General features: G+C 66.1%; 25 protein-coding genes, 1 tRNA gene and 1 pseudogene. 17 read left to right on the forward strand and 10 right to left on the reverse strand.

Annotation, left to right across the window (positions count from 1 at the left end; all coding sequences use genetic code 11):
- Positions 1 to 17: 17 nt before the first annotated feature.
- The 4 genes from BM013_RS16260 to BM013_RS16275 form a co-directional block, all read right to left on the reverse strand.
- The gene (locus BM013_RS16260) at positions 18 to 1,028 is read right to left on the reverse strand and encodes an ABC transporter substrate-binding protein (protein ID WP_093128649.1); all 1,011 of its coding nucleotides are present in this window, start codon (positions 1,026 to 1,028) and stop codon (positions 18 to 20) included.
- A 54-nt stretch (positions 1,029 to 1,082) separates the two neighbouring features.
- Positions 1,083 to 1,856, reverse strand: a complete 774-nt coding sequence (locus tag BM013_RS16265; RefSeq protein ID WP_093128650.1) for an ABC transporter permease — start codon at positions 1,854 to 1,856, stop codon at positions 1,083 to 1,085.
- A gap of 36 nt (positions 1,857 to 1,892) precedes the next feature.
- Entirely contained in the window at positions 1,893 to 2,849 is a 957-nt protein-coding gene (locus BM013_RS16270) for a tripartite tricarboxylate transporter substrate binding protein (protein ID WP_256221533.1), read from the reverse strand.
- Between the two features lie 228 nt (positions 2,850 to 3,077).
- Positions 3,078 to 3,740 (reverse strand): TetR/AcrR family transcriptional regulator, encoded by a 663-nt coding sequence (locus BM013_RS16275; RefSeq protein WP_093128652.1) that lies wholly within the window; start codon positions 3,738 to 3,740, stop codon positions 3,078 to 3,080.
- 94 nt (positions 3,741 to 3,834) lie between these two features.
- Here BM013_RS16275 and BM013_RS16280 point away from each other — a divergent pair, with 94 nt between their 5' ends.
- Positions 3,835 to 5,577 carry a thiamine pyrophosphate-binding protein gene (locus BM013_RS16280; protein ID WP_093128653.1) on the forward strand — a complete coding sequence of 581 codons (1,743 nt, stop codon included), beginning with the start codon at positions 3,835 to 3,837 and terminating at the stop codon, positions 5,575 to 5,577.
- Here the strand turns inward: BM013_RS16280 and BM013_RS16285 are convergent.
- The gene (locus BM013_RS16285; RefSeq protein WP_093128654.1) at positions 5,525 to 5,851 is read right to left on the reverse strand and encodes a hypothetical protein; all 327 of its coding nucleotides are present in this window, start codon (positions 5,849 to 5,851) and stop codon (positions 5,525 to 5,527) included. The genes BM013_RS16280 and BM013_RS16285 overlap by 53 nt on opposite strands.
- 103 nt (positions 5,852 to 5,954) lie before the next feature.
- Between BM013_RS16285 and BM013_RS16290 the strand changes: the two genes are divergently transcribed.
- A complete protein-coding gene (locus BM013_RS16290; protein WP_093128655.1) occupies positions 5,955 to 6,746 on the forward strand; it encodes an AraC family transcriptional regulator in 792 nt (263 codons plus the stop codon).
- Between the two features lie 40 nt (positions 6,747 to 6,786).
- Here the strand turns inward: BM013_RS16290 and BM013_RS16295 are convergent, their stop codons facing one another.
- Together BM013_RS16295 and BM013_RS16300 are read right to left on the reverse strand one after the other, a co-directional pair.
- Positions 6,787 to 7,251, reverse strand: a complete 465-nt coding sequence (locus BM013_RS16295) for an SWIB/MDM2 domain-containing protein (protein WP_093128656.1) — start codon at positions 7,249 to 7,251, stop codon at positions 6,787 to 6,789.
- 155 nt (positions 7,252 to 7,406) lie between these two features.
- Entirely contained in the window at positions 7,407 to 8,342 is a 936-nt protein-coding gene (locus BM013_RS16300; protein WP_093128657.1) for a DMT family transporter, read from the reverse strand.
- 40 nt (positions 8,343 to 8,382) lie between these two features.
- Here BM013_RS16300 and BM013_RS16305 point away from each other — a divergent pair, with 40 nt between their 5' ends.
- A complete protein-coding gene (locus tag BM013_RS16305) occupies positions 8,383 to 8,802 on the forward strand; it encodes a gamma-glutamylcyclotransferase family protein (protein WP_093128658.1) in 420 nt (139 codons plus the stop codon).
- A 206-nt stretch (positions 8,803 to 9,008) separates the two neighbouring features.
- A complete protein-coding gene (gene aceA, locus BM013_RS16310) occupies positions 9,009 to 10,340 on the forward strand; it encodes an isocitrate lyase (RefSeq protein WP_093128659.1) in 1,332 nt (443 codons plus the stop codon).
- Positions 10,341 to 10,438: 98 nt separating this feature from the next.
- Here aceA and BM013_RS16315 read toward each other — a convergent pair whose 3' ends face one another.
- A complete protein-coding gene (locus tag BM013_RS16315) occupies positions 10,439 to 11,401 on the reverse strand; it encodes a GlxA family transcriptional regulator (RefSeq protein ID WP_093128738.1) in 963 nt (320 codons plus the stop codon).
- 114 nt (positions 11,402 to 11,515) lie between these two features.
- On the opposite strand from BM013_RS16315, the gene BM013_RS16320 reads away from it, so the two are divergent.
- From BM013_RS16320 to BM013_RS16380, 13 genes are all read left to right on the forward strand, one after another.
- Complete coding sequence (locus BM013_RS16320; RefSeq protein ID WP_093128739.1) at positions 11,516 to 11,827, forward strand: putative quinol monooxygenase; 312 nt, start codon at positions 11,516 to 11,518, stop codon at positions 11,825 to 11,827.
- 216 nt (positions 11,828 to 12,043) lie between these two features.
- A complete protein-coding gene (gene thrS, locus BM013_RS16325; RefSeq protein WP_093128660.1) occupies positions 12,044 to 13,951 on the forward strand; it encodes a threonine--tRNA ligase in 1,908 nt (635 codons plus the stop codon).
- A gap of 101 nt (positions 13,952 to 14,052) precedes the next feature.
- On the forward strand, positions 14,053 to 14,673 hold the full coding sequence (gene infC, locus BM013_RS16330) for a translation initiation factor IF-3 (RefSeq protein WP_093128661.1): 621 nt from the start codon (positions 14,053 to 14,055) through the stop codon (positions 14,671 to 14,673).
- Positions 14,674 to 14,836: 163 nt separating this feature from the next.
- A complete protein-coding gene (gene rpmI, locus BM013_RS16335; protein ID WP_007832497.1) occupies positions 14,837 to 15,040 on the forward strand; it encodes a 50S ribosomal protein L35 in 204 nt (67 codons plus the stop codon).
- Positions 15,041 to 15,064: 24 nt separating this feature from the next.
- Complete coding sequence (gene rplT, locus BM013_RS16340) at positions 15,065 to 15,424, forward strand: 50S ribosomal protein L20 (RefSeq protein ID WP_007832499.1); 360 nt, start codon at positions 15,065 to 15,067, stop codon at positions 15,422 to 15,424.
- 112 nt (positions 15,425 to 15,536) lie between these two features.
- Entirely contained in the window at positions 15,537 to 16,613 is a 1,077-nt protein-coding gene (gene pheS / locus BM013_RS16345) for a phenylalanine--tRNA ligase subunit alpha (protein WP_093128662.1), read from the forward strand.
- Positions 16,614 to 16,651: 38 nt separating this feature from the next.
- A complete protein-coding gene (gene pheT / locus BM013_RS16350) occupies positions 16,652 to 19,093 on the forward strand; it encodes a phenylalanine--tRNA ligase subunit beta (RefSeq protein WP_093128663.1) in 2,442 nt (813 codons plus the stop codon).
- Between the two features lie 5 nt (positions 19,094 to 19,098).
- Positions 19,099 to 19,470 (forward strand): integration host factor subunit alpha, encoded by a 372-nt coding sequence (locus BM013_RS16355; protein ID WP_093128664.1) that lies wholly within the window; start codon positions 19,099 to 19,101, stop codon positions 19,468 to 19,470.
- Positions 19,471 to 19,534: 64 nt separating this feature from the next.
- On the forward strand, positions 19,535 to 20,011 hold the full coding sequence (locus tag BM013_RS16360) for a MerR family transcriptional regulator (RefSeq protein ID WP_093128665.1): 477 nt from the start codon (positions 19,535 to 19,537) through the stop codon (positions 20,009 to 20,011).
- 26 nt (positions 20,012 to 20,037) lie between these two features.
- Positions 20,038 to 20,114 (forward strand) — tRNA-Pro (locus BM013_RS16365).
- Between the two features lie 613 nt (positions 20,115 to 20,727).
- Positions 20,728 to 20,985 (forward strand): hypothetical protein, encoded by a 258-nt coding sequence (locus BM013_RS16370; protein ID WP_093128666.1) that lies wholly within the window; start codon positions 20,728 to 20,730, stop codon positions 20,983 to 20,985.
- 394 nt (positions 20,986 to 21,379) lie between these two features.
- Positions 21,380 to 22,177, forward strand: coding sequence for an alpha/beta fold hydrolase (locus BM013_RS16375; RefSeq protein ID WP_093128667.1), 798 nt, complete (start codon positions 21,380 to 21,382; stop codon positions 22,175 to 22,177).
- Positions 22,178 to 22,244: 67 nt separating this feature from the next.
- Positions 22,245 to 23,690, forward strand: coding sequence for an HD domain-containing phosphohydrolase (locus BM013_RS16380; RefSeq protein WP_093128668.1), 1,446 nt, complete (start codon positions 22,245 to 22,247; stop codon positions 23,688 to 23,690).
- A gap of 24 nt (positions 23,691 to 23,714) precedes the next feature.
- On the opposite strand, the gene BM013_RS16385 is transcribed toward BM013_RS16380, so the two are convergent.
- Complete coding sequence (locus tag BM013_RS16385) at positions 23,715 to 24,359, reverse strand: 2-hydroxychromene-2-carboxylate isomerase (protein ID WP_093128669.1); 645 nt, start codon at positions 24,357 to 24,359, stop codon at positions 23,715 to 23,717.
- Positions 24,356 to 25,708, reverse strand: a pseudogene (locus BM013_RS16390) (MFS transporter). Before BM013_RS16390 ends, BM013_RS16385 begins: the two are co-directional and overlap by 4 nt.
- Between the last annotated feature and the right edge of the window lie 5 nt (positions 25,709 to 25,713).

Here is a 25,713-nt window from a genome sequence, read left to right on the forward strand (position 1 = left end):
AGGATGGCGGCAGGCGATCAGGGAAGAAAGTCGAGCGTCACGTAGTCTTCGGGCTTGCCGCGCGTCGATGCGTCCATGCCGCCGTACTGCACCAGCAGGTCGAGCGAGTCGCTCACGTTCTTCATGCTCACGCGGTACGGGCGCTGGTTGGCCGTTTCCTTCGTGTGATAGAGCGCCACGCTCTGCTTCATGCCCACGATCAGCGTGTCGCGCACACCGGCCTTGGCGTTGGCCTTCAGCATGGCGTCGACCGCGGCTTCGGGGCTTTTCTCGGCGGCTTCGGCGGCCTTGGTGGACGCGCGCATGAAGCGCTTCACCAGGTCGGGGTTCTCGGTCAGCAGGTTCTTGTTGGTGATGATCCCGGAGCTGATCTGGTTCACGCCCGAGTCGGCGAAGCGGATGGGCGTCACCGGCTTGCCCGTGGCGTCCTGCAGCTTGATGGCCTGGTCCATCACGTAGCCCAGCAGCAGGTCGGCCTGGCCGTTGGTCACGGCATTGAGCTTGGTCTGGCCGTCGCCCGAGACGATCTTCACCTGGTCGGCGGTGATGTTGTTGACCTTCAGGAACAGCGGCCACATCTGCGACATGGAGTCGCCCGGTGTCACGGCCACGGTCTTGCCGACGATGTCCTTGGGCGTCTTGATGTTCTTCTCGGAGAAACCCATGACCGACATCGGGCTCACCTGGAACAGCACGCCGGTCGACTTCAGCGGCGCGCCCTTGGCGGCGGCCTTGATCATGGTGGTGACGTCGATGTAGCCGAAGGTCGCCGACTTGGCGGCCACCGCCTGCGCGGTGACGGCGGAGCCGCGGCCTTCCTGGATGTCGAGGTCGATGCCTTCCTCTGCGTAGAAGCCCTTTTCCTTGCCCAGGAAGAAGGGCGCGTGCTCGCTGTACAGGTACCAGTTGAGCATCAGCGTGACCTTGTCCTTGGGCTTTTCAGCCTGGGCGTGGGCAGGTGCGACGGCGAAGGTGGCGAGTGTGGCCAGGGCCGCGACGGCGAGCAGCGACGGAAGCAGTTTCTTCATGGTTTGTCTCCAGGAGTTGTTGGCTTTGCGAAGGAACTTGAAACGGGGAGGAACTCAGTGGGCGTGGCGCTGCGAGGCGTGCCAGGGAATCATCACGCGCTCGACCAGGTCGACGGCCACGAACAGGATCACGCCGATGCTCGACAGCACGACCAGCGCGGCGAACATCAGGGGCAGGTCGAAGTTGCCGTTGGCCACCTGCAGCACGTAGCCGATGCCCGAGTTGGAGCCGACGAATTCACCGACCACCGCGCCCACCACGGCCAGCGTGACCGACACCTTCAGGCCGCTGAAGATCTGCGGCAGGGCCTGCGGCAGGCTGATCTTGAAGAAGGTCTGCAGCCGGCTCGCGCCCATGGAGCGCGAGAGGTCGAGCATGTCGGGCTCGACCGACTTGAAGCCCATCACCGTGGACACCACCACCGGGAAGAAGCCCAGCAGGAAGGCGCTGATGACCTTCGGGAAGATGCCGAAGCCGAACCACACCACGAACAGCGGCGCGATCGCCACCTTGGGAATGCTCTGCGAGAACACCAGCAACGGGTACACGTACGACTCGACCACGCGCGAGTAGGCGATGACCATCGCCATCGGAATGCCGATCAGGATCGTCAGGCCGAAGCCGCCCAGCGTGGCGAGTGTGGTCTTCCAGCTTTCGGAGAGCAGGCGCGGCCATTCGGCCACGAGCTGCTTGACCACCTCCCACGGCGGGGGAACGAGGTAGGCCGGGATCCTGAAGAGGCGGATCGCCAGGTCCCACAGCACCAGCAGCAGCAAGATGAGGATGAACGGGCGCAGGGCCGGGGAGAGCAGGAGCTTGCGGAGCATGGCGGGGACCGGGGCTTTCTTCTTGGGGCTGCGTGCTTACTGCGGGACGGAGAGGCCGGCGGCCTTCACGAGTTCGGCGTTGCTCGCGATCTCTTCCTTGATGTAGGCGTCGAACTGCGCGGGCTTGAGCGTCCAGGGGTCGGCGCCGAGCTTGGCGAAGCGCTCCTTGACCTCGGGCGTGGCCAGCGCCTTCGCCACTTCGGCGTTCAGGCGGTCGACGATGTCGCGCGGCGTCTTGGCGGGCGCCATCATCCCGATCCAGAAGTTGAACTCCGAGCCGGGCACGCCGGCCTCGGTGGTGGTGGGCACGTCGGGCAGGGCGGCGGCGCGCTTGGGCGAACCCACCGCCAGCGCCAGCAGCTGGCCTTCCTTGATCTGGCCGATGACCGGCGCAATGGGCGAGAAGTAGTAGTCGACGCGGCCCGAGAGCACCTCGGTGACGGCCTCGCCCGATCCCTTGAAGGGAATGTTGGTCGCATCGATCTTCGCCGCCATCTTGAACTTCTCGGCGTTCAGGTGCGTGGCGCTGCCCTGGCCGGCGGAGGCGAAGTTCATGCTGCCGGGCTTGGCGCGCGCGGCGGCCAGCAGCTGTGGCAGGGTCTTGATGTTCTTGCCGGGCGAGATCACCAGCGCGTTGGGCAGCGACGAGATGGGCGTGACGCCCGCGAAGTCGTGCACCGTGTCGAAGGGCAGCTTGGCGAAGGTGGAAGGGCTCACCGTGTGCGACGACGAATGGATCATCACCGTGTAGCCGTCGGCCGCGGCGGTGGCCACCGCCTGCTGGCCGATGGTGCCGCTGGCGCCGCCGCGGTTGTCGATGACCAGCGTCTGCCCCATGCTGACGCTCATCTTGTCGGTGATGGCGCGGGCAATGATGTCGGTGGTGCTGCCGGCAGCGAACGGAACGATCACGCGGATCGGCTTGGTCGGGTAGCCGGACTGCGCGGCGGCGAGGCCCGGCAGGGCCGAGAGCACGGCGGCGATGCAGGTCAGCGAGGCAAGGACGGCGGTGCGTCCTGTGCTGGCGGTTTTTGCAAAGGGCTTCAAGTCTTGTCTCCGCGCGGTCGGGCCGCTTTCTTGATCGATCAATTCACCAATGAGTGAATTACCGATTTTAGGAACGGCTGCGCCGCAGCGTCAACGGCGGCTGCCTAGTGAATACCCGGAGAGCGAACGAGAGAAGGGAAGTGAGAGCGCGCCCCTGAGCGGGGCGCGTGCCGGTCAGTGCAGGACGTAGCCCAGCACGAGGTCGGTCATGTGCGAGAGGCGTTGCGCCATCGCCTTGGGCGCCCGCAGGTCGCGCCCGAAGATGGCCGACAGCGTGTGGTTGTTCGAGAGGTAGAAGTAGCAGAGCGACGCGATGGAGATGTACAGCTGCACCGGGTCGACGCCGGCGCGAAAGAGGTTGTCTCTCTTGCCGCGCTCCAGCACGGTGTCCAGCAGCTGCACCAGCGGCGAGTTCATCTCCTGGATGCGCTCGGAGCGCTTCAGGTGCGCCGCGCCGTGCAGGTTCTCGCTGTTGAGCAGCGTGATGAACTCGGGGTGCTCCAGGTAGTAGTGCCAGGTGAACGACACCAGCTGGCGGATGGCCTCGACGGGCTCGATCTCGTCGAGGTGCAGGCGCTGCTCGGCCGCGCGGATGTCGGCGTACACGCGCTCCAGCACGGCAAGGAACAGGTCGTCCTTGCTGCCGAAGTAGTAGTAGATGAGGCGCTTGTTGAGGCCCGCGCGCTCGGCGATGCTGTCCATGCGCGCGCCGGCGAGGCCGCGCGCGGAGAACTCGTCGCGCGCCGACGCGAGGATGGCGAGCTGCGAACGGTCGGCGTCTCGCGAGCGGGGTTCGAGACTTTCGGCGGGGGGTGTGGGGTCCTTGGGGGCCTTCATGGCGCGAATTTAACCAATTGGTGAATTAACGCAAGACATGAAGAGGGGGCGCACATAATTGCCGAAGACATTTGCAGCTGAGGTTCTACTTCTCATGAGTACATCACAACCCGCGGGCCACCTGATCGTCGAGTGCCTGATCGAACAAGGCATGGAGATGGCGTTCGGCGTGCCAGGCGAAAGCTTCCTGGCGGTGCTCGACGGCTTCCACGCCTACCGCGAGCGCGCGCGCTTCATCGTCAACCGCCAGGAGGGCGGCGCGGCCTTCATGGCCGAGGCCCACGGCAAGCTCACCGGCAGGCCGGGCGTGTGCTTCGTGACGCGCGGGCCGGGCGCGACCAATGCGTCGATCGGCGTGCACAACGCCTTCCAGGACTCGACGCCGATGGTGCTCTTCGTGGGCGACGTCGGCAGCGACTTCCGCGACCGCGAGGCCTTCCAGGAGGTCGACTACGCCAGCTTCTTCGGGCCGAGCACCAAGGGTTTCGCCAAGCGCGTGGAGCGCATCGACGACGCGAACCGCATTCCCGAATACATCGCGCGCGCCTTCGCCACCGCGATGAACGGCCGGCCCGGCCCGGTGGTGCTGGTGCTGCCGGAAGACATGCTGCGCAGCGAGACGGCCGCGCGGCCCCTGAAGCGCGTCGAGGCCGTCGAGCCGTGGAGCGACCCCGGCGCGCTGCGCACCTTGCGCGAGCTGCTGCTGAAGTCGCAGCGCCCGCTGGTGATTGCCGGCGGCGGCGGCTGGACGACGCAGGCCGCGCAGGCGCTGCAGCGCTTCGCCGAGAACTGGCGCCTGCCGGTGACCAACGCCTTCCGCTTCCAGGACACCTTCGACAACCACCACCCGCTGTACGCGGGCGACGTCGGCATCGCCATCAACCCGAAGCTCGCGCAGCGCGTGAAGGACGCCGACCTGATCCTGGCGATCGGCCCGCGCCTGGGCGAGATGACGACGGGCGGCTACACGCTGCTGGAAGCGCCCAAGGCGAAGCAGACGCTGGTGCACATCCATGCGAGCGCGGAAGAACTCAACCGCGTCTACCAGGCCGACCTGGCCATCAACGCCGGCATGAGCGCCGCCGCGCGCAGCCTGGAGGTGCTGAGCGCGCCGCCGACGCTGCCGTGGGAAGAGTGGACGCTGCAGGCGCATGCCGACTACGAGGCCAACCTCGTGCCGCAGGCGCTGGCCGGCATGCCGGCCGAGACGCCGCGCGGGCCGGTCGACATGGCGGAGGTGGTTGCGCTGCTGCAGAAGCACCTGCCAGCCGATGCGGCCATCACCAACGGCGCGGGCAACTTCGCGAGCTGGGTGCACCGCTACTTTCGATACCACGGCCTCACCAAGGGCGCGAAGACGCAGCTGGCGCCGACCAGCGGCGCGATGGGCTACGGCGTGCCGGCGGGCATCGCGGCCAACCTCGCGACGGGGCGCGTGGCCTTCACGATTGCCGGCGACGGCGATTTCCTGATGACGGGGCAGGAACTGGCGACGGCCTCGCAGCACGGCGGCAAGAGCATCGTCGTGCTGCTGAACAACGGCATGTTCGGCACCATCCGCATGCACCAGGAGCGCGAATACCCCGAACGCACGAGCGGCACCGCGCTGCGCAACCCCGACTTCTGCGGCCTTGCGCGCGCCTACGGCTATGCGGCCGAGCGCGTGACGGAAACCGCGCAGTTCGAAGCCGCGCTGCTGCGCGCGCTGGCGGCCGACACCGGCACGCTGATCGAGATTCCGCTCGACCCCGAGGTGATCAGCACGCGCGGCACGCTGGGCACGATCACGCGCTCGGCGAAGCTGCAGCAACAACAGCAGCAGCAGGCGAAGGGCTGAGCGCGGCGCCATGGTGGCGGGCCCGAGCCTCTTCCAGCTCCTCGCGCAGCGTGGTGGAGCGCAACTCGAACACGTCGAACAGGCCGAGCGCGTCGAGCGTGGGCACGAGCGCGTGCAGGTCCTGCCGGGCCGACTGCTTGTCTTCGGCCGAGGCGCTCGCGTCGTCGAGGATTCGCGCATTGGCGAGGAAGGCGCCGACCGAGCCCTTGCGCACGGTGCGGCCGCCGATGATGGTGAAGTCCTGTCCGTCGGGAATGATGTCCTGGGCTTTCATGGATGCTCCTTGAGTGGCGTGTTGAAGATGGACTCGATGCTAGGCAGCGGGGCACTCGGCGGCTTGCGGCGCGGGGCCAATCGATGCCGCCGGCGGGCCAGCCATGGCGGCTGAGGCACCCGTGAAGCTCTGGCTCACCACGTGCGAGGCGCCGCGCGTTACCGGCTACCACGCGCACGAGACCGGGCAGCTGTTCGCGTTGCGAGAGGGCCTGCAGGTCATCGAGACGCCGTCGGGCCGCTGGGTGCAGCCGCCGGGATGGATCGGCTGGATCGCGCCGCGTTGCGCGCATGCGGCGCAGAGCTTCGGCGCCACGGCGGGCTGGAGCCTGCACATCGACGCGCAGGCGGCGCGGGTGTTGCCTGACGGGCCGCATGTGTTCGCCGTCACGCCGCTGCTCGGCGGGCTGCTGGAGCGGCTGATCTCGCTGGACCCATCCGATGCCCTGCTGGAGCCCCGCCGTGCGCGCCTGGTGGGCGTGCTGATCGACGAGCTGGCGGCGAGCGGGCCGCAGTCGCTGCACTTGCCCATGCCGCAGGACAAGCGCCTGGCCGCGATGGCTGCCGCGCTGGCGAACGAACCGGCGCTTGCGGACGGCATCGACGACTGGGCCGATCGCATCGGCATGGCGCGCCGCACGCTCACGCGCCGCTTCGCGGCCGAGACGGGCCTGAGCTTCGCGCAGTGGCGCCAGCAGGCGCGCCTGCTCAAGGCGGTGGAGTTGCTGAGCCTGCGCGAGAGCGTGACCGCGGTGGCATTGACGGTGGGCTACAGCTCGGTGAGCGCCTTCATCGAGGCCTTCCGCAAGCACTTCGGCTGCACGCCGGCACGCTTCTTCGAAGAGGGAAGAGAGGCGCCGCAGAGCGTCTTGCAGGCGAAAAAAAAGCCCGCATGAAGCGGGCTTCCTGATTCAGGAGCGCGAGGCTCCCGAACGCTTACTTGACGTGCTTGCCAATCAGCGCGGCCAGTTCGAACATCGACACTTGGGCCTTGCCGAAGATTTCCTTCAGCTTGGCGTCGGCGTTGATGTTGCGCTTGTTGGCCTTGTCTTGAAGGTTGTTCTTCTTGATGTAGTCCCACAGCTTGCTCACGACGGCGGTACGCGGCAGCGGCGTCGAGCCGACCACAGCGGCGAGTGCCGGGCTGGGGGTCAGGGCCTTCATGAACGCGGCGTTGGGCGTGCGCTTCTTGGCGGGAGCAGCCTTCTTTGCGGGAGCGGCCTTCTTCGCAGGAGCAGCAGCCTTCTTTGCCGGAGCCGCAGCCTTCTTCGCGGGAGCAGCGGCCTTCTTTGCCGGAGCCGCAGCCTTCTTCGCAGGAGCAGCGGCCTTCTTTGCCGGAGCAGCAGCCTTCTTCGCGGGAGCGGCGGCTTTCTTTGCCGGAGCTTTCTTTGCAGTTGCCATGGTTGATTTCCTTTTTTGGTTGAACGTTCACCAATGAAAAACTTGCGTCTCCAGTGGCATTGCGGATGCTAAAGGAGAAAAAACGCGTTTCCAAGGGGAAAAGCGCTTTTTTCATTGGGGGCTGTTGTTTTTTCAGAGGAGAGAAGCTCCCTTTTTCACGTTCTGCGCGCGGGCCAGGTCGCAAGCACCACGCCCACGAGTGCGATGAGGAACGCAAGCAGCTGTGGCGAGGAGAGGTTTTCACCCAGCACGAGCACGCCCACGAGCGCCGCGCTGACGGGCAGCAGCACGGTGAAGACACTCGCTTGTGCCGCTGGTACGTGGCGAAGTCCGTTCATCCAGAGCCACACCGTCCAGATGCTCGCGGCCAACGCATAGGCCACCAGCAATGCCCAGGTGCCCAGGCGCACGGCGGTGAAATCGAACTGCAGCGCGAACCAGATGCCGAAGGGCATCGACAGCACGAAGCCCCACAGGTTGATGAGCGAGGCGATGCGCTTGGGCCCCAGGCGTCCCGTGAGCGACTTGCCGATCACCGCGTAGGCCGTCTCGCAGAGCACCGCGCAGAACACCAGCAGGTTGCCGAGCCAGGGAAGCGACGACTGCATGGCGGAGGGCGATGCCGTGGCATGCGCGCTCGCGTGCGCCGGTGAAAGCGCCAGCAGGCCGATGCCGAACGCCGCGCACGCAATGGCCATGGCGATGCGCGCGGTGATGCGTTCGCGCAGGAAGAGCCAGCTCGCAACAGCCACGCAGGCCGGGATCGACGCCATGATCACGCCGGCCGACACCGCGCTCGTCAGGCTCACGCCGTAGAGCATGCAGATCGAGAACAGGAAGTTGCCGAGGAACGATTCGAGGAACACGAGGCCGCGCGTGCGCCGTGTCATCGGCGGCTCGTCGGGCGTGCGCTTGAGCCAGTGCGGCATGGCCAGCGCGGCGATGCCGAAGCGCAGCCACGCGAGCAGCAGCACCGGAAACGCAACGACGAGGGGCTTGGAGAGGGCGACGTAGGCGCCGACGAGCGACATGCTCAAGGCCAGGCAGCCGTAGGCCACGAGACGGCCTGATGCGGGGGCGGCGGAGTTCAATAGACTGAAGTTCTGTTGTTGTTGCGGAGAAGGCGGTTCGATGATGCCCCACGTTTTTGTTTACGGCACGCTGCGCCGCGGCGGGCGCAACGACATCGCGCGCTACAGGCCGCTGCCCGTGTGGGTCGGCCAGGCGAGCGTTGCCGGCACGCTGTACGACCTGGGTGCGTATCCGGGTGTCGTGCTGGGCGGCGCAGGGCGGGTGACGGGCGAGGTGTATGCGGTCGAGCCCTCGGTCGAGGCTGCGCTCGATGTGCTCGAGGAAGTCGCGGACGACGATTCCGGTGAATACATCAAGCGGCGTGTGCGCGTGGAGGTCGACGGGCAGCCGCTCGATTGCCTGGTCTATGAGATCCATCCGTCGCGCATTGCTGGGCGGCGCGTGATCGGTAGCGGCGATTGGATTGCGCATGCGGCGCGTGGTCCTGGCGAGGGGATGTTTTCACAACCGAAAGGTTGATTGCGCATTGCGAAATCTGCGGCTGCTGCGCCGCAATATTTTTTCTCAATATGAGAAAAATAATTTTGCATTGAGAAATATCTCCGTAACTTATTGATTTTGTTTGGTGAAAAATATGTCTTCTATAAGACATAAGAGTCTGAGTGCGGATTAAAGTAACTCCACGGCCGCAACGCCAAACCTTCAACCAACCTCACGGAGTGACCATGCCCCAGACCCTCACAGAACAACTGAGCCGCGAACAGCAAATTGCCGCACTCGAAAAAGAGTGGGCCACCGACCCCCGTTGGAAGGGCGTCAAGCGTGGCTACAGCGCTGCCGACGTCGTGCGTCTGCGCGGCTCTTTCCCGATCGAGCACACGCTGGCCAAGCGCGGCGCCGAGAAGCTGTGGGACAAGATCAACGGCGGCTCCAAGAAGGGCTACGTGAACGCGTTCGGCGCCATCTCCGCCGGCCAGGCCATGCAACAGGCCAAGGCCGGCCTGGAAGCCGTGTACCTGTCGGGCTGGCAAGTCGCCGCCGACGGCAACACCTCGGAAAGCATGTACCCCGACCAGTCGCTGTATGCGTACGACTCGGTGCCGACAATGGTTCGCCGCATCAACAACACCTTCCGCCGCGCCGATGAAATCCAGTGGGGCCGTGGCGTGAACCCGGGCGACAAGGAGTTCATCGACTACTTCCTGCCGATCGTGGCCGACGCCGAAGCCGGTTTCGGCGGCGTGCTGAACGCCTTCGAACTCATGAAGAACATGATCACCTCGGGCGCCGCCGGCGTGCACTTCGAAGACCAACTGGCTGCGGTGAAGAAGTGCGGCCACATGGGCGGCAAGGTGCTCGTGCCGACGCACGAAGCCTGCGAGAAGCTGATTGCCGCGCGCTTCGCCGCCGACGTGCTGGGCGTGTCGACCATCGTCCTGGCCCGCACCGACGCTGAAGCCGCGAACCTGATCACGTCCGACCACGACGCCAACGACAAGCCCTTCCTGACGGGCGAGCGCACGCAGGAAGGCTTCTATCGCGTGAAGAACGGCCTGGAGCAAGCCATCAGCCGCGGCGTGGCTTACGCACCCTATGCCGACCTGGTGTGGTGCGAAACCGGCGTGCCGGACATCGGCTTCGCCCGTGAATTCGCGCAAGCCGTGCACGCTGCCTGCCCCGGCAAGCTGCTCTCGTACAACTGCTCGCCTTCGTTCAACTGGAAGAAGAACCTCGACGACAAGCAGATCGCCTCGTTCCAGGAAGACCTGGCCGCACTCGGCTATAAGTACCAGTTCATCACGCTGGCCGGCATCCACATCAACTGGTTCAACACCTTCCAGTTCGCCCACGCCTACGCTCGCGGCGAAGGCATGAAGCACTACGTGAACATGGTGCAGGAACCCGAGTTCGCCGCGCGCGAAAAGGGCTACACCTTCGTGTCGCACCAGCAGGAAGTCGGCGCGGGTTACTTCGACGACGTGACCACCGTGATCCAGGGCGGCTCGTCCAGCGTGAAGGCGCTGTCGGGCTCGACCGAAGAAGAACAGTTCCACTGATCCTCGCGGATCGGTTCCACGGTAGCGGCTTCGCTGCCGCTTTCAAGCCCGGCCATGTGCCGGGCTTTTTTGTGCGGGCGCCTGTTCTGTTGTTCGGGTCAGGCCTCGAGGCGCACTTCGCGCACGCCGCGGCCCAGGCGCTGGCGCAGCAGGGTGCGCAGCGTCACGCCGTCGGCGTAGCCGACCATGCCGGCGATCTGCTCGAGGCTCTTGTCGCTGGTCTTCAACAGGTGCACCGCGCGTTCGACCCGCAGATCCTGCACGTACGAGAGAGGGCTCTTGCCCAGCACCTGCTGCATGCGCCGGGCCAGCGTGCGCTTGCTGGTGCCCGCGGCCTGCGCGGCTTCGTCGAGCGAGAAGCCGTCGGCCAGGCGCCCGCGGGCCCAGCGCTCGAAGCGCTCCACGAGCGGGTCGGAGTGCGACAGGTGGTCGGAGATGACATAGGCCGACTGCGATGGCCGCGAATCGACGATGAGGTAGCGCGCGACCAGCGTGGCGAGCTCGGGGCTGGCTTGGCGCACGATCCACAGCGCCATGTCGACATGGCTCAGCGCCGCGCCTGCCGTGACCAGGTGGCCGGAGCTGACGAGCATGCGCGAGTCTTCCAGCTGCACGGCCGGGTAGCGCTGGCGGAACAGCGTGGCCAGCCACCAGGTCGTGGTTGCCTTGTGGTGGTCGAGCACGCCGGCTTCGGCGAGCACGAAGGTGCCGATGCATGCCGCCGCCACGCTGGCTCGCTCGTTCGAGCGCGTCTTCAGTGCGGCGCAGGCATCGCGCACGTCGGCGCGCTGCAGGGCGGGCTCCAGCGTGTCGGGCATCTTGCAGCCGAGCGCGGGAACGATCAGCCAATCGGCGGCGCCGGTGCCAAGCGAGCGCGCCACGGGCACGGTGAAACCCTGCGAGGTGCGCACGCGCTTGCGAACGCCGGTCACCGAGACGTCGAACGGCGCCACGTCGAGCTGCAGCATGGCCGCCAGTTCGTTGGCGGTGGTGAACACGTCGAGCACCGTGGACAGGCCGGTGTCGAACACGCCGTCGAGCGCGAGTACGTCGATCTTCATGGCCATAACGATATCAAAGATGTCAAAAATGCCAATAGCTCCAGAGGGGCGGCGTGCCTAGAGTCCATGGCAACGCCGCGCAATGTCGCGCGCCGTTCAACTCAGGAGATGAGCATGATCAAGTACGCACTGTTCGCACGCCTCGAAGCCAAGCCGGGCAAGGAAGGCGACGTCGAGAAGTTCCTGGAAGCGGGTCTCGCGATGGCGCGCGACGAGAAGACCACGCCGATCTGGTTCGCGTTGCGCCTGTCGCCGACCACCTTCGGCGTGTTCGACGCGTTCGAGGACGAGGCAGGGCGCCAGGCCCACCTCGCCGGCCCGATTGCCCAGGCGCTGATGGCCAAGGCGCCCGAGCTGTTCGCCAAGCCGCCGTCGATCGAGCCCATCGAGGTGTTGGGGCTCAAGAACACCGCGCCCACGGCCTGAGCGGGCAGCGGCTAGAATCGCGGACTCCGCACTCAACAAGAGCGAGAAAGGCATCCTGGTTATGACACCGCGAACTACTCCGCAAGGACTCAGCGGCTTTTTCTTCTTCGAAGGAAAGGGCCGGTAACCCCGCGCTCGCTGGTTTCTGCCAGCTTCACAACCAAGCAAAGCGCGGCATCCACCGCGCTTTTTTGTTTTTCTCCCCGAGGTTTTCACATGATCCAGATCACGCTTCCCGACAACTCGCGCCGCGAGTTCCCAGGCCCGGTTTCGGTGGCTCAGGTGGCCCAGTCCATCGGCCCCGGCCTCGCCAAGATGACGGTGGCCGGCAAGGTCGACGGCAAGCTCGTCGATGCCAGCGACATCATCGACCACGACGCCAAGCTCCAGATCATCACGCCCAAGGACGACGAGGGCCTGGAGATCATTCGCCACTCGACGGCCCACCTGGTCGGCCACGCGGTGAAGCAGCTCTACCCGACGGCCAAGATGGTGATCGGGCCCGTGATCGACGAGGGCTTCTATTACGACATTTCCTACGAGCGCCCGTTCACGCCCGAGGACATGGCCGCGATCGAAGCCCGCATGCGCGAGCTGATCGCGCAGGACTACGACGTCGTGAAGAAGGTGACGCCGCGCGCCGAAGTCATCGAGGTCTTCAAGTCGCGCGGCGAGGAGTACAAGCTGCGCCTGGTCGAGGACATGCCCGACGAGCAGGCCATGGGCCTGTACTACCACCAGGAATACGTCGACATGTGCCGCGGCCCGCACGTGCCGAACACGCGCTTCCTGAAGGTCTTCAAGCTCACGAAGCTGGCCGGCGCCTACTGGCGCGGCGACGCCAAGAACGAGCAGCTGCAGCGCGTCTACGGCACGGCATGGGCGGACAAGAAGCAGCTCGACCAGTACATTCAGCGCATCGAGGAAGCCGAGAAGCGCGACCACCGCCGCCTCGGCAAGGAACTCGACCTGTTCCACATCGACGAAGCGGCGCCGGGCCTGGTGTTCTGGCACCCGAAGGGCTGGGCGGTCTGGCAGCAGGTCGAGCAGTACATGCGCGGCATCTACCGCGACACGGGCTACTGGGAAGTGAAGGGTCCGCAGATTCTTGACAAGAGCCTGTGGGAGAAAACGGGCCACTGGCAGAACTACCGCGACAACATGTTCACGACGGAGTCGGAGAAGCGCGAATACGCGCTGAAGCCGATGAACTGTCCGGGTCACGTGCTGATTTTCAAGAGCGACCTGCGCAGCTACCGCGACCTGCCGCTGCGCTACGGCGAGTTCGGCCAATGCCACCGCAACGAGCCCAGCGGCGCACTGCACGGCATCATGCGCGTGCGCGGCTTCACGCAGGACGACGGGCACATCTTCTGCACGGAAGACCAGATCCTCGACGAGTGCATTGCGTACACGGACCAACTGCAGAAGGTCTACGCCGACTTCGGCTTCACGGACATCCTCTACAAGGTCGCCACGCGGCCCGAGAACCGCGTGGGGTCCGACGAGCTGTGGGACAAGGCAGAGCATGCGGTGATGGAGTCGCTGCGCCGCTCGGGCGTCGATTTCGTGATTGCCCCCGGCGACGGTGCCTTCTACGGCCCGAAGATCGAATACACGCTGCGCGACGCCATCGGCCGCCAGTGGCAGTGCGGCACGATGCAGGTCGACTTCAACACGGCAGAGCGCCTGGGCGGCGAGTACGTGACGGAATCGAGCGGCCGCGCGCACCCCGTGATGCTGCACCGCGCGATCGTCGGCAGCCTGGAGCGCTTCATCGGCATGCTGATCGAACACCACTCGGGCGCACTGCCCGCGTGGCTCGCTCCGGTGCAGGTGGCGGTGCTCAATATCAGTGAAGGACAGGCCGATTACGCTCGGGACGTGGCGAAAGCGCTGCAAAATCAAGGGCTTAGGGTTCAGCTTGACCTGCACAACGAAAAGATTACGTATAAAATACGGAAGCATTCGTTGCAAAAGCTCCCTTACATCCTCGTCGTGGGCGACAAGGAAAAGGAAGCAGGTGCCGTCGCAGTGCGCGCCCGGGGCAATCAAGACCTCGGTGCAATGTCCCTCGAATCGTTCGTGCAACGGCTCGTCCAGGATGTTGCTGACAAGCGTTGATTTGTCTCTGAAACACCTCATATGTTTCCCTGCCAAATCGTGCCGCTTGTTCGCGAGGACTGACCGGCGTTCGCTACAGATTTTGTAGCAATTTTTGAAGGATTCTGACCATCGCTACTGCATTTCGCGACCGCCGCCACCGCGAGGAACGCCAACACCGCCTGAACCGGGAAATCATGGCCCCGGAAGTCCGCCTGGTCGGCCCGGAAAACGAGCCATTGGGTGTCATGAGCCTTTCCGAGGCCCTGCGCCTTGCGGGCGAGGCCGACGTGGATCTGGTGGAGGTCGTTGCGGCGGCCAACCCGCCGGTGTGCCGCCTGATCGAGTACGGCAAGTTCAAGTACCACGAGCAGAAGAAGGCAGCCGAGGCGAAGTCGAAGCAGAAGGTCATCGAGGTCAAGGAAATCAAGTTCCGGCCCGGTACCGACGACGGCGACTACAACATCAAGATGCGCAACATCAAGCGCTTCCTTGAGGACGGCGACAAATGCAAGATCACGCTGCGCTTTCGCGGCCGCGAGATCACGCACCAGGAGCTGGGTCTGGCGCTGTTGCAGCGCATTCGCGATGAACTGGGCGACCTGATCATGGTCGAGCAGTTCCCGAAGCTCGAAGGCCGGCAGATGATCATGATGATCGCGCCGGGCCGCAAGAAGGCCGGCGGTGCACCGAAGCCGGCAGCAGACGCTGCGGCTCCGGCCGCGTCGCCCGCAGCGGCTTGAGAGCCAGGGTCGCGGTAGCAGTAGAGAGGTTTTGAAGGGATTTCGCCCTTGCCGGCGTTTCGCAAGAAACGCGGGCAAGGGCGAGATAAAGAAGTGTCTCGGGGCCAACAAGTCCGTGGAGCATCCATGGCGCCTCACGAGCACAAACTAAAGGAGCATTTTTATGCCCAAAATGAAGACCAAGAGCAGCGCGAAAAAACGTTTCCGCGTTCGTCCCGGTGGCACCGTCAAGCGCGGTCAAGCCTTCAAGCGTCACATCTTGACGAAGAAGACCACCAAGAACAAGCGTCACCTCCGTGGTGCAGTCGCAGTGCATGAAACCAACATGGTTTCTGTCGCCGCCATGCTGCCCGGCCGTGGCATTTAATTCAGACGAACAAGGAGAAAACACATGCCTCGCGTCAAACGTGGTGTAACGGCTCGCGCCCGCCACAAGAAAGTTCTCGCACTCGCCAAGGGTTTCCGCGGTCGCCGCGGCAATGTCTTCCGCGTCGCCAAACAGGCGGTGATGAAGGCAGGCCAATACGCCTACCGTGACCGCCGTACCAAGAAGCGCGTGTTCCGTCAGCTGTGGATCGCGCGTATCAACGCCGCCTCGCGTGAACTGGGCCTGACCTACAGCCAGTTCGCCAACGGCATCCGCAAGGCCGGTATCGAGATCGACCGCAAGATGCTTGCGGACATCGCCGTGCACGACAAGGCCGCTTTTGCCGGCATCGTGGAGCAGGTCAAGGCCAAGCTGGCTGCTTGATTCTGCACAGCAGGCTGCTGCCTTCGGGCAGTCTCCTGCGCCCACGGCTCAAGGGCTGGCGCTTGAAAAGGCTCCAGCTCTTTTTTATTTCCCCTCGAAGATTTTTGTTGCTATGAACGAGTTGGACTCCCTGGTCGACACCGCACGCGCCGCTTTCGCCGAAGCGAAGACGCCCGCCGAGCTCGAAAACGCCAAGGCGCAGTTCCTCGGCAAGTCGGGCCGCATCACCGAGCTGATGAAGGGCATGGCCGCGCTGAGTGTCGAAGAGAAGAAGTCCCGCGGCGCCGCGATCAACGTCGGCAAGCAGGCCATCGAGGCCGCGCTGACCGAGCGCCGCCAGCAACTGGCCGACGAAGAGCTCTCCCTGCAGCTGCGCGCCGAAGCGCTCGACGTGAGCCTGCCCGGGCGCCGCCGCATCCCCGGCGGCCTGCACCCCGTGAGCCGCACCCTGGAACGCATCGAGGAGATCTTCTCGAGCATGGGCTTCGATGTGGCCGACGGCCCCGAAGTCGAGAGCGACTGGCACAGCTTCACCTCGCTCAACAACCCGCCGAACCACCCGGCGCGTTCGATGCAGGACACCTTCTACGTCGACCTGAACGGCGACGACGGCATCCCCTACAACCTGCGTCCGCACACCAGCCCGATGCAGGTGCGCTATGCGCATCAGCACATCAAGAAGTACGCCCCCGAGTTCGCTGCGGCTGCCGACGACAAGACCGGCACCGTGAAGGCGCCCGAGATCCGTGTGATCGCGCCGGGCCGCACCTACCGTGTCGACAGCGACGCCACCCACTCGCCCATGTTCCACCAGTGCGAAGGCCTGTGGCTCGGCGAGAACGTGAGCTTCAAGGACCTGAAGGTCATCTTCACCGACTTCTGCCGCACCTTCTTCGAGCGCGACGACCTCGTGCTGCGCTTCCGCCCGAGCTTCTTCCCGTTCACCGAGCCGAGCGCCGAGATCGACATCCAGTTCCAGAGCGGCCCGCTGGCCGGCCGCTGGCTCGAAGTGTCGGGCGCCGGCCAGGTGCATCCGAACGTCGTGCGCAACATGGGTCTCGACCCCGAGCGCTACATCGGCTTCGCCTTCGGCATGGGCCCCGACCGGCTCACCATGCTGCGCTATGGCGTGAACGACCTGCGCCTCTTCTTCGACGGCGACCTGCGTTTTCTCTCGCAGTTCCAGTAAGTCCCCATCCATAGAAAAACCAGATCGAGATCGAAGAGATGCAATTCCCGGAATCCTGGCTGCGCGAGTTCTGCAACCCGCCCCTCGACAGCGCCGCACTGGCCGAAACGCTCACCATGGGCGGCTTCGAGGTCGAAGAGCGCCGACCGGTGGCGCCGCCTTTCACGCGCATCGTGGTCGGCGAAATCAAGGAAGCCGTGCAGCACCCCAACGCCGATCGCCTGCGCGTGTGCCAGGTCGATGCGGGGCAGGGCGCCTTGCTCAACATCGTGTGCGGCGCGCCCAACGCGCGCGTCGGCATCAAGGTGCCGTGCGCACTCGTCGGCGCCGAACTGCCGCCGGGTGAAGACGGCAAGCCTTTCCTCATCAAGCTCGGCAAGCTGCGCGGCGTCGAGAGCCAGGGCATGCTTTGCTCGGCACGCGAACTGCACCTGAGCGAAGACCACGGCGGCCTGCTCGAGCTCGCCGCCGACGCGCCCATCGGTGCCGACGTGCGCGATGTGCTCAAGCTCGACGATGCGCTGCTCACGCTCAAGCTCACGCCCAACCTGGCGCACGGCCTGAGCGTGTACGGCGTGGCGCGTGAACTCTCGGCGCTCACCGGTACGCCGCTGAAGACGCCGGCCATCACGCCGGTGGCCACTGCCTTCACCGATGTGCTGCCCGTCAAGGTCGAGGCGCCCGAGCTCTGCGGCCGCTTCTCGGGCCGCATCATGCGCGGCGTGAACACCAAGGTGGCCACGCCGGCGTGGATGGTCGAGCGCCTCGCGCGCTGCGGCCAGCGCAGCGTCACGCCGCTGGTCGACATCTCGAACTACGTGATGTTCGAGTACGGTCAGCCGACCCACATCTTCGACCTCGACAAGATCCATGGCGGCCTCACGGTGCGCTGGGGCAAGGCGGGCGAACAGCTCAAGCTGCTCAACGGCACCACCATCACGGTCGACGACAAGGTCGGCGTGATCGCCGACGACCGCGAGGTCGAGTCGCTCGCCGGCATCATGGGCGGCGACGCCACGTCGGTGTCCGACGACACGCGCAACATCTACGTCGAAGCCGCGTTCTGGTGGCCCGAGGCCGTGCAGGGCCGTTCGCGCCGCTTCAACTTCTCCACCGACGCAGGCCACCGCTACGAGCGCGGCGTCGATCCGAGCCGCACGGTGCAGATCATCGAGCGCATCACGCAGCTCATCGTCGAGATCTGCGGCGGCCAGGCCGGCGCCATCGACGACCAGACGCTGCACGTGCCCGCCGCCGTGCCCGTCACGCTGCGCGTGGCGCGCGCCTCGCGCGTCATCGGCATGCCGCTCACGCAGGCGCAATGCGCCGACGCGCTCGGCCGTCTCGGCTTCGCCATCATCGAAGGCGAAGGCACGCTCACCATCACGCCGCCGCCGCACCGCTTCGACCTGCTGATCGAAGAAGACCTGATCGAAGAAGTCGCTCGCCTGATCGGCTTCAACAACCTGCCGACCACCGCGCCGCTCGCGCCCATCACCGCCCGCGTGCGGCCCGAGGCACAACGCAGCCGCTTCGCGGTGCGCCGCGGCATTGCCGCACTGGGCTACCAGGAGACGATCAACTTCAGCTTCGTCGAAGCGCATTGGGAGCAGGACCTGGCGGGCAACGCCAACCCGGTCAAGCTGCTGAACCCCATTGCCAGCCAGATGGGCGTGATGCGTTCGTCGCTGCTCGGCTCGCTGCTGCAGGTGCTCAAGTTCAATCTCGACCGCAAGGCGCCGCGCGTGCGCGTGTTCGAACTGGGCCGCGTGTTCATGCGCGACGACAGCGTCGTCACCACCGACAGCACCGTGCGCGGCGTCAACCAGCCGATGCGCGTGGCGGGCCTGGCATGGGGCGACGCCGACGAAGCGCGCTGGGACGGCAAGCCGCAGCGCATCGACTTCTATGACGTCAAGGGCGACGTCGAGGCGCTGCTGGCGCCGCTGGTGCCGACCTTCGAGGCGGCCGAGCATCCCGCGCTGCACCCGGGCCGTTCGGCACGCGTGATGGTCGACGGCAAGGCCATCGGTTTCGTCGGCGAATTGCATCCACGCTGGCGCCAGAAGTGGGACTTCGCCCAGGCGCCCGTGCTGTTCGAGCTCGACCTCGACGCCGTCATCGCGCGGCCTGTGCCGGTGGCACAGCCGGTGCCCAAGCACCAGGCCGTGGAGCGCGACATTGCCGTCGTCGTGGCCGAGGCCGTGACGCACGACGCGCTCATGCAGGCCATTCGCGCCACGACCGCCGCGCAGGGCCTGCTGCGTGATGCAACGCTGTTCGACATCTACCGTCCGCAACCGCTGCGCGACGGTGCCGTGGCCGCGCCCGGTGCCTTGGCACAGGGCGAGAAGAGCATGGCGGTGCGCCTGAGCTTCCAGAGCGACAGCGCCACCCTGACGGACGAGCAGGTCGAACCTGCCGTGCGCGCGATTGTCGAACAACTGGGCGCCAAGGTCGGCGGCCGATTGAGGGGATGATGAGAATGAACGCTGCCGAATTCACGCTCGAGGCCCTCGAAACGCCTGCGCTCACCAAGGCGCATCTGGCCGACCTGCTGTTCGAGCAGATCGGCCTGAACAAGCGTGAGTCCAAGGACATGGTCGAAGCGTTCTTCGAGCTCGTGGCCGGCAGCCTCATCGAAGGCACCGACGTGAAGATCTCCGGCTTCGGCAACTTCCAGATCCGCGTGAAGGCGCCGCGCCCGGGCCGCAACCCGCGCACCGGCGAGGCCATTCCGATCGGCGAGCGCCGGGTGGCCACCTTCCACGCGAGCGCCAAGCTCAAGGAACAGATCCAGGGCAGCGCCGAGCAGGGTGCTTCGACGGAAGTCGAGTGGAGCCTGGGCGCCGAATAGTGCTTGGTGCTGTGCGCCTGCGTGGAGTAATCTCTAAGGTTTCCCGCGCACAGTCTTGATTTCAATGGAGAAAACGCTCCCTCCGATTCCTGTCAAACGCTACTTCACCATCGGTGAGGTCGGCGAACTCTGTGGCGTCAAGCCGCACGTGCTTCGCTATTGGGAGCAGGAGTTCACGCAGCTGCGCCCCATGAAGCGACGCGGCAACCGCCGCTACTACCAGCACCACGAGGTGCTGATGATCCGCCGCATCCGCGACCTGCTCTACGACCAGGGCTTCACCATCAGCGGAGCGCGCAACAAGCTGCAGGAACTCGTGCAGGGCGAGCGCGACCGCCGCAAGGCTGGCGAGGTGCCGCTCGAAGGCATGGAAGCCATCGAGATCGACCAGGAAGAATTCGACGCGGCCATCGTGCAGGACACGCAGGAACCGGCGCATGCGGGTGCTGAAAAGGGCGCCCAGGCGCCCGACTTGTCGCAGTTGTTGCACCTTCGCCGCGAACTCTTTGAAATTCGTGAGCTGTTGACCGTCGGACGCTGAATTTCAACGGCTATAATCGAGAGCTTCGGTGTGTGGCGCAGCCTGGTAGCGCACTTGCATGGGGTGCAAGGGGTCGAAGGTTCGAATCCTTTCACACCGACCAGAGACAGTAGTTAGATCAACGGCTTACGCTCACAAGGCGTAGGCCGTTTTTCTTTGGCCCTGACAATTGCCTTCCCATCGGGCCTGTCTTGCGTGGCGGCAATCCACGAGGGCGCGGTGCCCACTTGATCCCCGTGCAACTGCTGCCTGCGCCAGGCAGTTGATCTGCTACGAGGTTCCGACGTGCCGCGGCTTAGGGCACGGGCTGCGATGCGGCCTCGAGCGCCACGTCCGGTGGTCTCAGTCCATGGCCACCAGACACTTCCGGCGGGGCGAACCGGATCACCATCGCTCCGCATGGCCTGCCCAGGCTGAGTGACTTCGCCATCGTCGCGTCGACGCTTGCGAGCCGGGCGCCAAGGTCGCCACCGCTGCCTGCGCCGCTTGGGTCCGCAGTGGCTTGTGCTGCCGTTCGAGGGATGACCTGGGCGATCGGCCGTCAAGCCAGGTCGACGAACGCGTCGGGCTGCTTGGCCCACGGCTACGTCATCACCACTGTCCGACTCAGCAGAAGGCGGCGTCGGCAACAAAGCCAACCATCGCAAATAAACGTTAACACCAAGGAATTAGTTCCTTGGGGCGACAAGCGACCCACGCCTATCCTCGATCGCACCATGAGCACACCACAACAACAACTCCTCGTCGACCTGCCCGATGGCTGGTCCAGCCGTGTCGATATCAAGCAGACCACCAACGGCTGCTATGCGGGCGTGGCGGAGCTGAGTCTCCGCGGGCTGAAGTGGGGCACGCTGGTGTTCATGCAGCAGCCGTCGCTCGAAGCGGCGCTGGCGCGTGTGCGGCTGCGGGCCAGCCAGTTCGCAAGGGAGCGGCTCTCGCTCAAGGAGGCGCAATTGCTGATGCGGCAGTGCTGAGAAGCAGGAGCGAGGAGCGGCGAGGGCGGTCGTTTTCCGATTTGCCTATCCCGCGCATGAAGATTGCCAAACCCCGGACAGTGGGGCTTCCGGCACCATCGATGTTCATCCACTGGGCAGCACGGAGAACATCATGAAGACAGTCAGGCAGATCATCGGCGGCGCCATTTCCCTTGCAGGCGCAGCGGTGCTGGTGGTCCAGCACTTCTAGCCAGCGCAGCCAACAAGCAGGGACCTGAGCCGACGGCTCGGTTGCGGCGCAAGGCATCCCTCACAGGCGCAGCGGCCCGCCCCAACCCCCCCCATCGGACATTCATCCAATAGCGGCTTCCCCCCGCGAAGCGGACAGTACGGGTTCTCCCTCCACCTCTGTCACTTCGCAAGGAAAGCCCTCATGAAAACCACCCACCGCTTCAAGCTCGCAGCCGCTGCCGCCGTCATCGGCCTGTCGTTCTCCGCCCTCAACGCAACGGCTGCGGCACCCGCCGCGCCAGCTACACCCGACACCTCCAAGCCCAGCGTCGTCATCGTCCATGGCGCCTTCGCGGACGGTTCCGACTGGGCCAAGGTGATCCCGCTGCTGCAGGCCAAGGGCCTGCACGTGGTGGCGGTGCAGAACCCGCTGACTTCGCTCGAGGACGACGTGGCCGCCGCCAAGCGCGCCATCGACGCGCAGCCGGGCAAGGTGGTGCTGGTGGGCCACTCGTGGGGCGGCTCGGTCATCACCGAGGCGGGTGCGAACGACAAGGTCGCCTCGCTCGTCTACGTGGCGGCCTTCGCGCCCGACGCCGGCCAGACCTCCGCCGAGCTCGGCAAGGACTACCCCCCGGCGCCCGGTTTCGCGCACATCGTGGCCGACGCTTCGGGCTTCCTGTCGCTCACCAAGGAGGGCATGAGCAAGCACTTCGCGCAAGACCTGCCGGCCTCGGCAACGGCCGTGATGACGGCCACGCAGGGCCCGATCCTCGGCAAGTCGTTCGAGCAGAAGCTGCCCGTCGCCGCGTGGAAGACCAAGCCCTCGTGGTACCTGGCCGCCACCGCCGACCACATGATCCCGCCGGCGCTGCAGCTCGACATGGCGAAGAAGATCGGCGCGCACCTCACGCGCGTGAACAGCAGCCACGTGCCGCAGCAGTCGCAGCCCGCGAAGGTGGCCGAGGTCATCCTGGACGCTGTGCGCCAATCCAAGTAAGGTGCCGCGTGCCGGCCGCGGGGCTCCCCGCGGCCGGCACGTTTCCTACTTCTCTCTCCCATTTCCCGTGCAGCCTTCTTCCCCCATCCAGGTCTTCGACGCCATCCGCGCGCTCGCATTCGTCGGCGACCTCAGCATGGGCCAGCCCATCGACCACTCGGCGCGCACGGCGTGGCTCGCGTCGCGCCTGGCCGCCGCGGCCGGTTGCGACGAGGCGGTGCAGGGCCACGCGGCCTGCGCGTCGCTGTTGCGCTGGTCGGGCTGCACCGCCAACGCACCCGAGTTCTCCGATCTGCTGGGCGACGACGTGGGCGGCCGGCGCACCATGCTGGCGACCGCGTCGGCGCGCGCGGCAGCGGACTTCGCGGGCTCCATCAGCCCGCTGGCCGAAATCCATTGCGAGGTATCGGGCGACATCGCGCGCACGCTGGGCATGCCCGCGGCGGTGGAGCTGCCGCTGCGCCACATGTTCGAAACCTTCGACGGGCAGGGCAAGCCGCTGGGCCTGGAGGCCGCGCGCATTCCGCTCGAGGTGTTCATCGTCACCGTGGCGGGCGACCTCGAGATCTTCTCGCGCGTGCACGGCCTGAACAACGCGCTGCGCTACATCGCCGAACGCGCCGATGCGCGCTACCCGGGCTTCCTGGTCGACGCGGCGCACCGCCACGCGGTCGACTGGCTGCACATGCTGGAGCAGGGCGCTTCCACCGAGCCGATGCCGGTGCCCACCGCGCTGCAAGACATCACCGCGCCGCTGGAGCTCATCGCCGACGTCATCGACCTCAAGCTGCCGTGGATGACCGGCTACTCGCGCCGCGTGGCCGAGGCCGCGCAGCGCGGCGCCGCCGCCATGGGGCTGGAGCCGGCGCAGCAGCAGCGCATCTACCGCGCGGGGCTTATCCACGGCATCGGCCGCGCGTCGGTGCCCAACGGCGTGTGGGACTCGCCCGGCGTGCGCAGCGAGGCCGACGCCGAGCGCCTGCGCCTCGTGCCCTACTGGACGGAGCGCGCCGCGCGCCGCATCGACACGCTGCGCGCCGAGGCCGAGATCGCCTCCTTCGTCGACGAGCGGCTCGACGGCTCGGGCTTCTTCCGTGGCGTGAAGGGCGCGGCCATCGACGCCGAAGGCCGCGTGCTGGCCGCCGCCGCGCACTGGGTGTCGCTGAACACCGCAAGGCCCGGCAAGCCTGCGCTGGCGCAGGCCGAGGCCGTGGCCGCGCTGCGTGCCGAAGGCGATGCCGGCAGGCTCGACGCGCAGGCCATCGCGGCGCTCACCGGTCATCCGGCGAGCGCCGCTGCAGCGTCGCCTGCCGACGCATCGGCACTGCTCTCCGGCCGAGAGGTCGAAGTGCTCGGGCGCATCAGCCTCGGCGAAAGCAACAAGGAGGCGGCGCGTTCGCTCGGCATCAGCCCGAGCACCGTGCGCGCCCACCTGGAGAACATCTTCCGCAAGCTCGGCTGCACCACGCGCGCGGCCGCCACGCTGAAGGCGCTGACGCTCGGCCTGCTCTGAAGCCGAGCCGCGTAGCCTGCCGTTTCAGTCCAGCGTCGCCGAGACAGCCTCTTCGAGGAAGTCGAGCCGGTCCTGTCCCCAGAAGAGCTCGCCGCGGTACACGCAAGACGGCGAGCCGAACACGCCGGCCGCCACCGCGCGTTCGGTGAAGCCGGCATAGGTGCGCGCCACCTCGTCGGTGCCCGCGTCGCGCATCAAGGCCTGTGCGTCCAGGCCGCAGGCGGCCACGATGCCGGTGAGCGTCGCAGCGTCCGAGATGTCCTTCTCCTCGCACCACTCGGCCCGCAGGATGGCCTTGTACAGCGCCACCACGTCATGCGCTTCGACGCTGGCATTGGCATTGGCATTGGCATTGGCACTGGCACTGGCCGCTATGACGATGCGCGAAGCCAGCGCCGCATCGGGGCACATGAACTTCGGGCTCGCGTTGACATGAATGCCCAGGCGCGTGCACCAGCGCCGCAGTTCCGTCACGCGGTACTGCTGCCGCTCGGGCGCACGCAGCGGCAGCAGGATGCCGCCGGTGCGCGCATACACCGCCGGCAGGTCCACCGGCATGTAGCGCACCGTGGCGCCGTGCCGGCGCGCCAGTGCGTCCAGCCGGTCGGCGCCCAGGTAGGCCCAGTCGGAGTTCATCCAGAGGTAGCAGTCGATCTGCCTGGCGGTCATGGCGCGGCCTTGGCCAGCGGCTTCGCCGGTTTCGCGAACCCTGCAAACCGGTCGCTGCCGTGCATCTTGAAAGCGCTGATGCAGGCCACCACGCCCAGCGCGCTCAGGTACCACGTCACGTACGCCGGGTTGCCATTGCCCTTGCCCAGCAGCCACGTCGCCATGATCGGCGCGAGCCCGCCGCCGATGGCGCCCGAGACCTGCACCGCCAGCGAGATGCCCGTGTAGCGCACCTCCGGCGGGAACTGGCTCGCGAACAGGCTGCCTTCGGGCCCGTACAGGCAGGCGTACACCAGCCCGATGGCCATCACCGCCGCCACGTTGATCCAGAACGCCTCGCGGCTGTGCAGGAAGTCGAAGAACAGCGGCGCACACACCACGATGCCGACCGTGCCCAGCATGAACACCCACTTGTGCCCGATGCGGTCGCCCAGGATGCCGCACAGCGGCATCATCACCAGCGCCGCCACCGCGCCCCATATGGTGGCGTCCAGCATCACCGTGCGCGCAATGCCCAGCGTGCCGGTGGCGTAGGCCAGCGCAAAGGTCACCGTGGTGTAGAATCACGTCACCTCGGCCAGCCGCGCGCCCACCACCACCAGCGTTTCGCGCGGGTACTTGCGCAGCACTTCCATCACCGGAAGCGCGACCTTCTTGCCGCGGTCTTTCATGCGCTCGAAGTCCGGCGACTCGGCCACCTTCACGCGAATGAACCAGCCCACCAGCAGCAGGAGCACGCTGGCCACGAACGGAATGCGCCAGCCCCAAGAGAGCATGTCGGCTTCGGGCAGCTTGGCGACCGCGCCCATGGCCAGTGACGACAGGATGAGCCCCGGCGCCACGCCGGCCTGCGGCAGGCTGCCGAAGAAGCCCTTCCTGCCGGTCGGCGCGTGCTCCACCGCCATCAGCACCGCGCCGCCCCATTCGCCGCCCACGGCAATGCCCTGCAGGAAACGCATGAGCACCAGCAGCACCGCGGCCCAGTAGCCGATCTGGTCGTACGAGGGAATCAGCCCGATCAGGATGGTCGGAATGCCCATCATCAGCAGCGTGATGAGCAGCATCGACTTGCGCCCCACCTTGTCGCCGAAGTGCCCGAACACGATGCCGCCCAGCGGCCGCGCGAAGAAGCCGACCGAGTAGGTCGCAAACGCGGCCATGGTGCCGGTGATCGGGTCGAACGAGGGAAAGAAGATCTTGTTGAAGATCAGCGCCGCCGCCGTGCCGTACAGAAAGAAGTCGTACCACTCGATGGTGGTGCCCATCATGCTGGCCAGCCCGGCGGTCACGTAGCCCTTGCGCGCCGTGCCCGTTGTCTCGTTGCCCGGGGGATTTTCTTGTGTGTTCATCGCCT

The sequence above is a fragment of the Variovorax sp. OK605 genome, assembly GCF_900115445.1.
In the GTDB taxonomy this organism is placed as follows: domain Bacteria; phylum Pseudomonadota; class Gammaproteobacteria; order Burkholderiales; family Burkholderiaceae_C; genus Variovorax.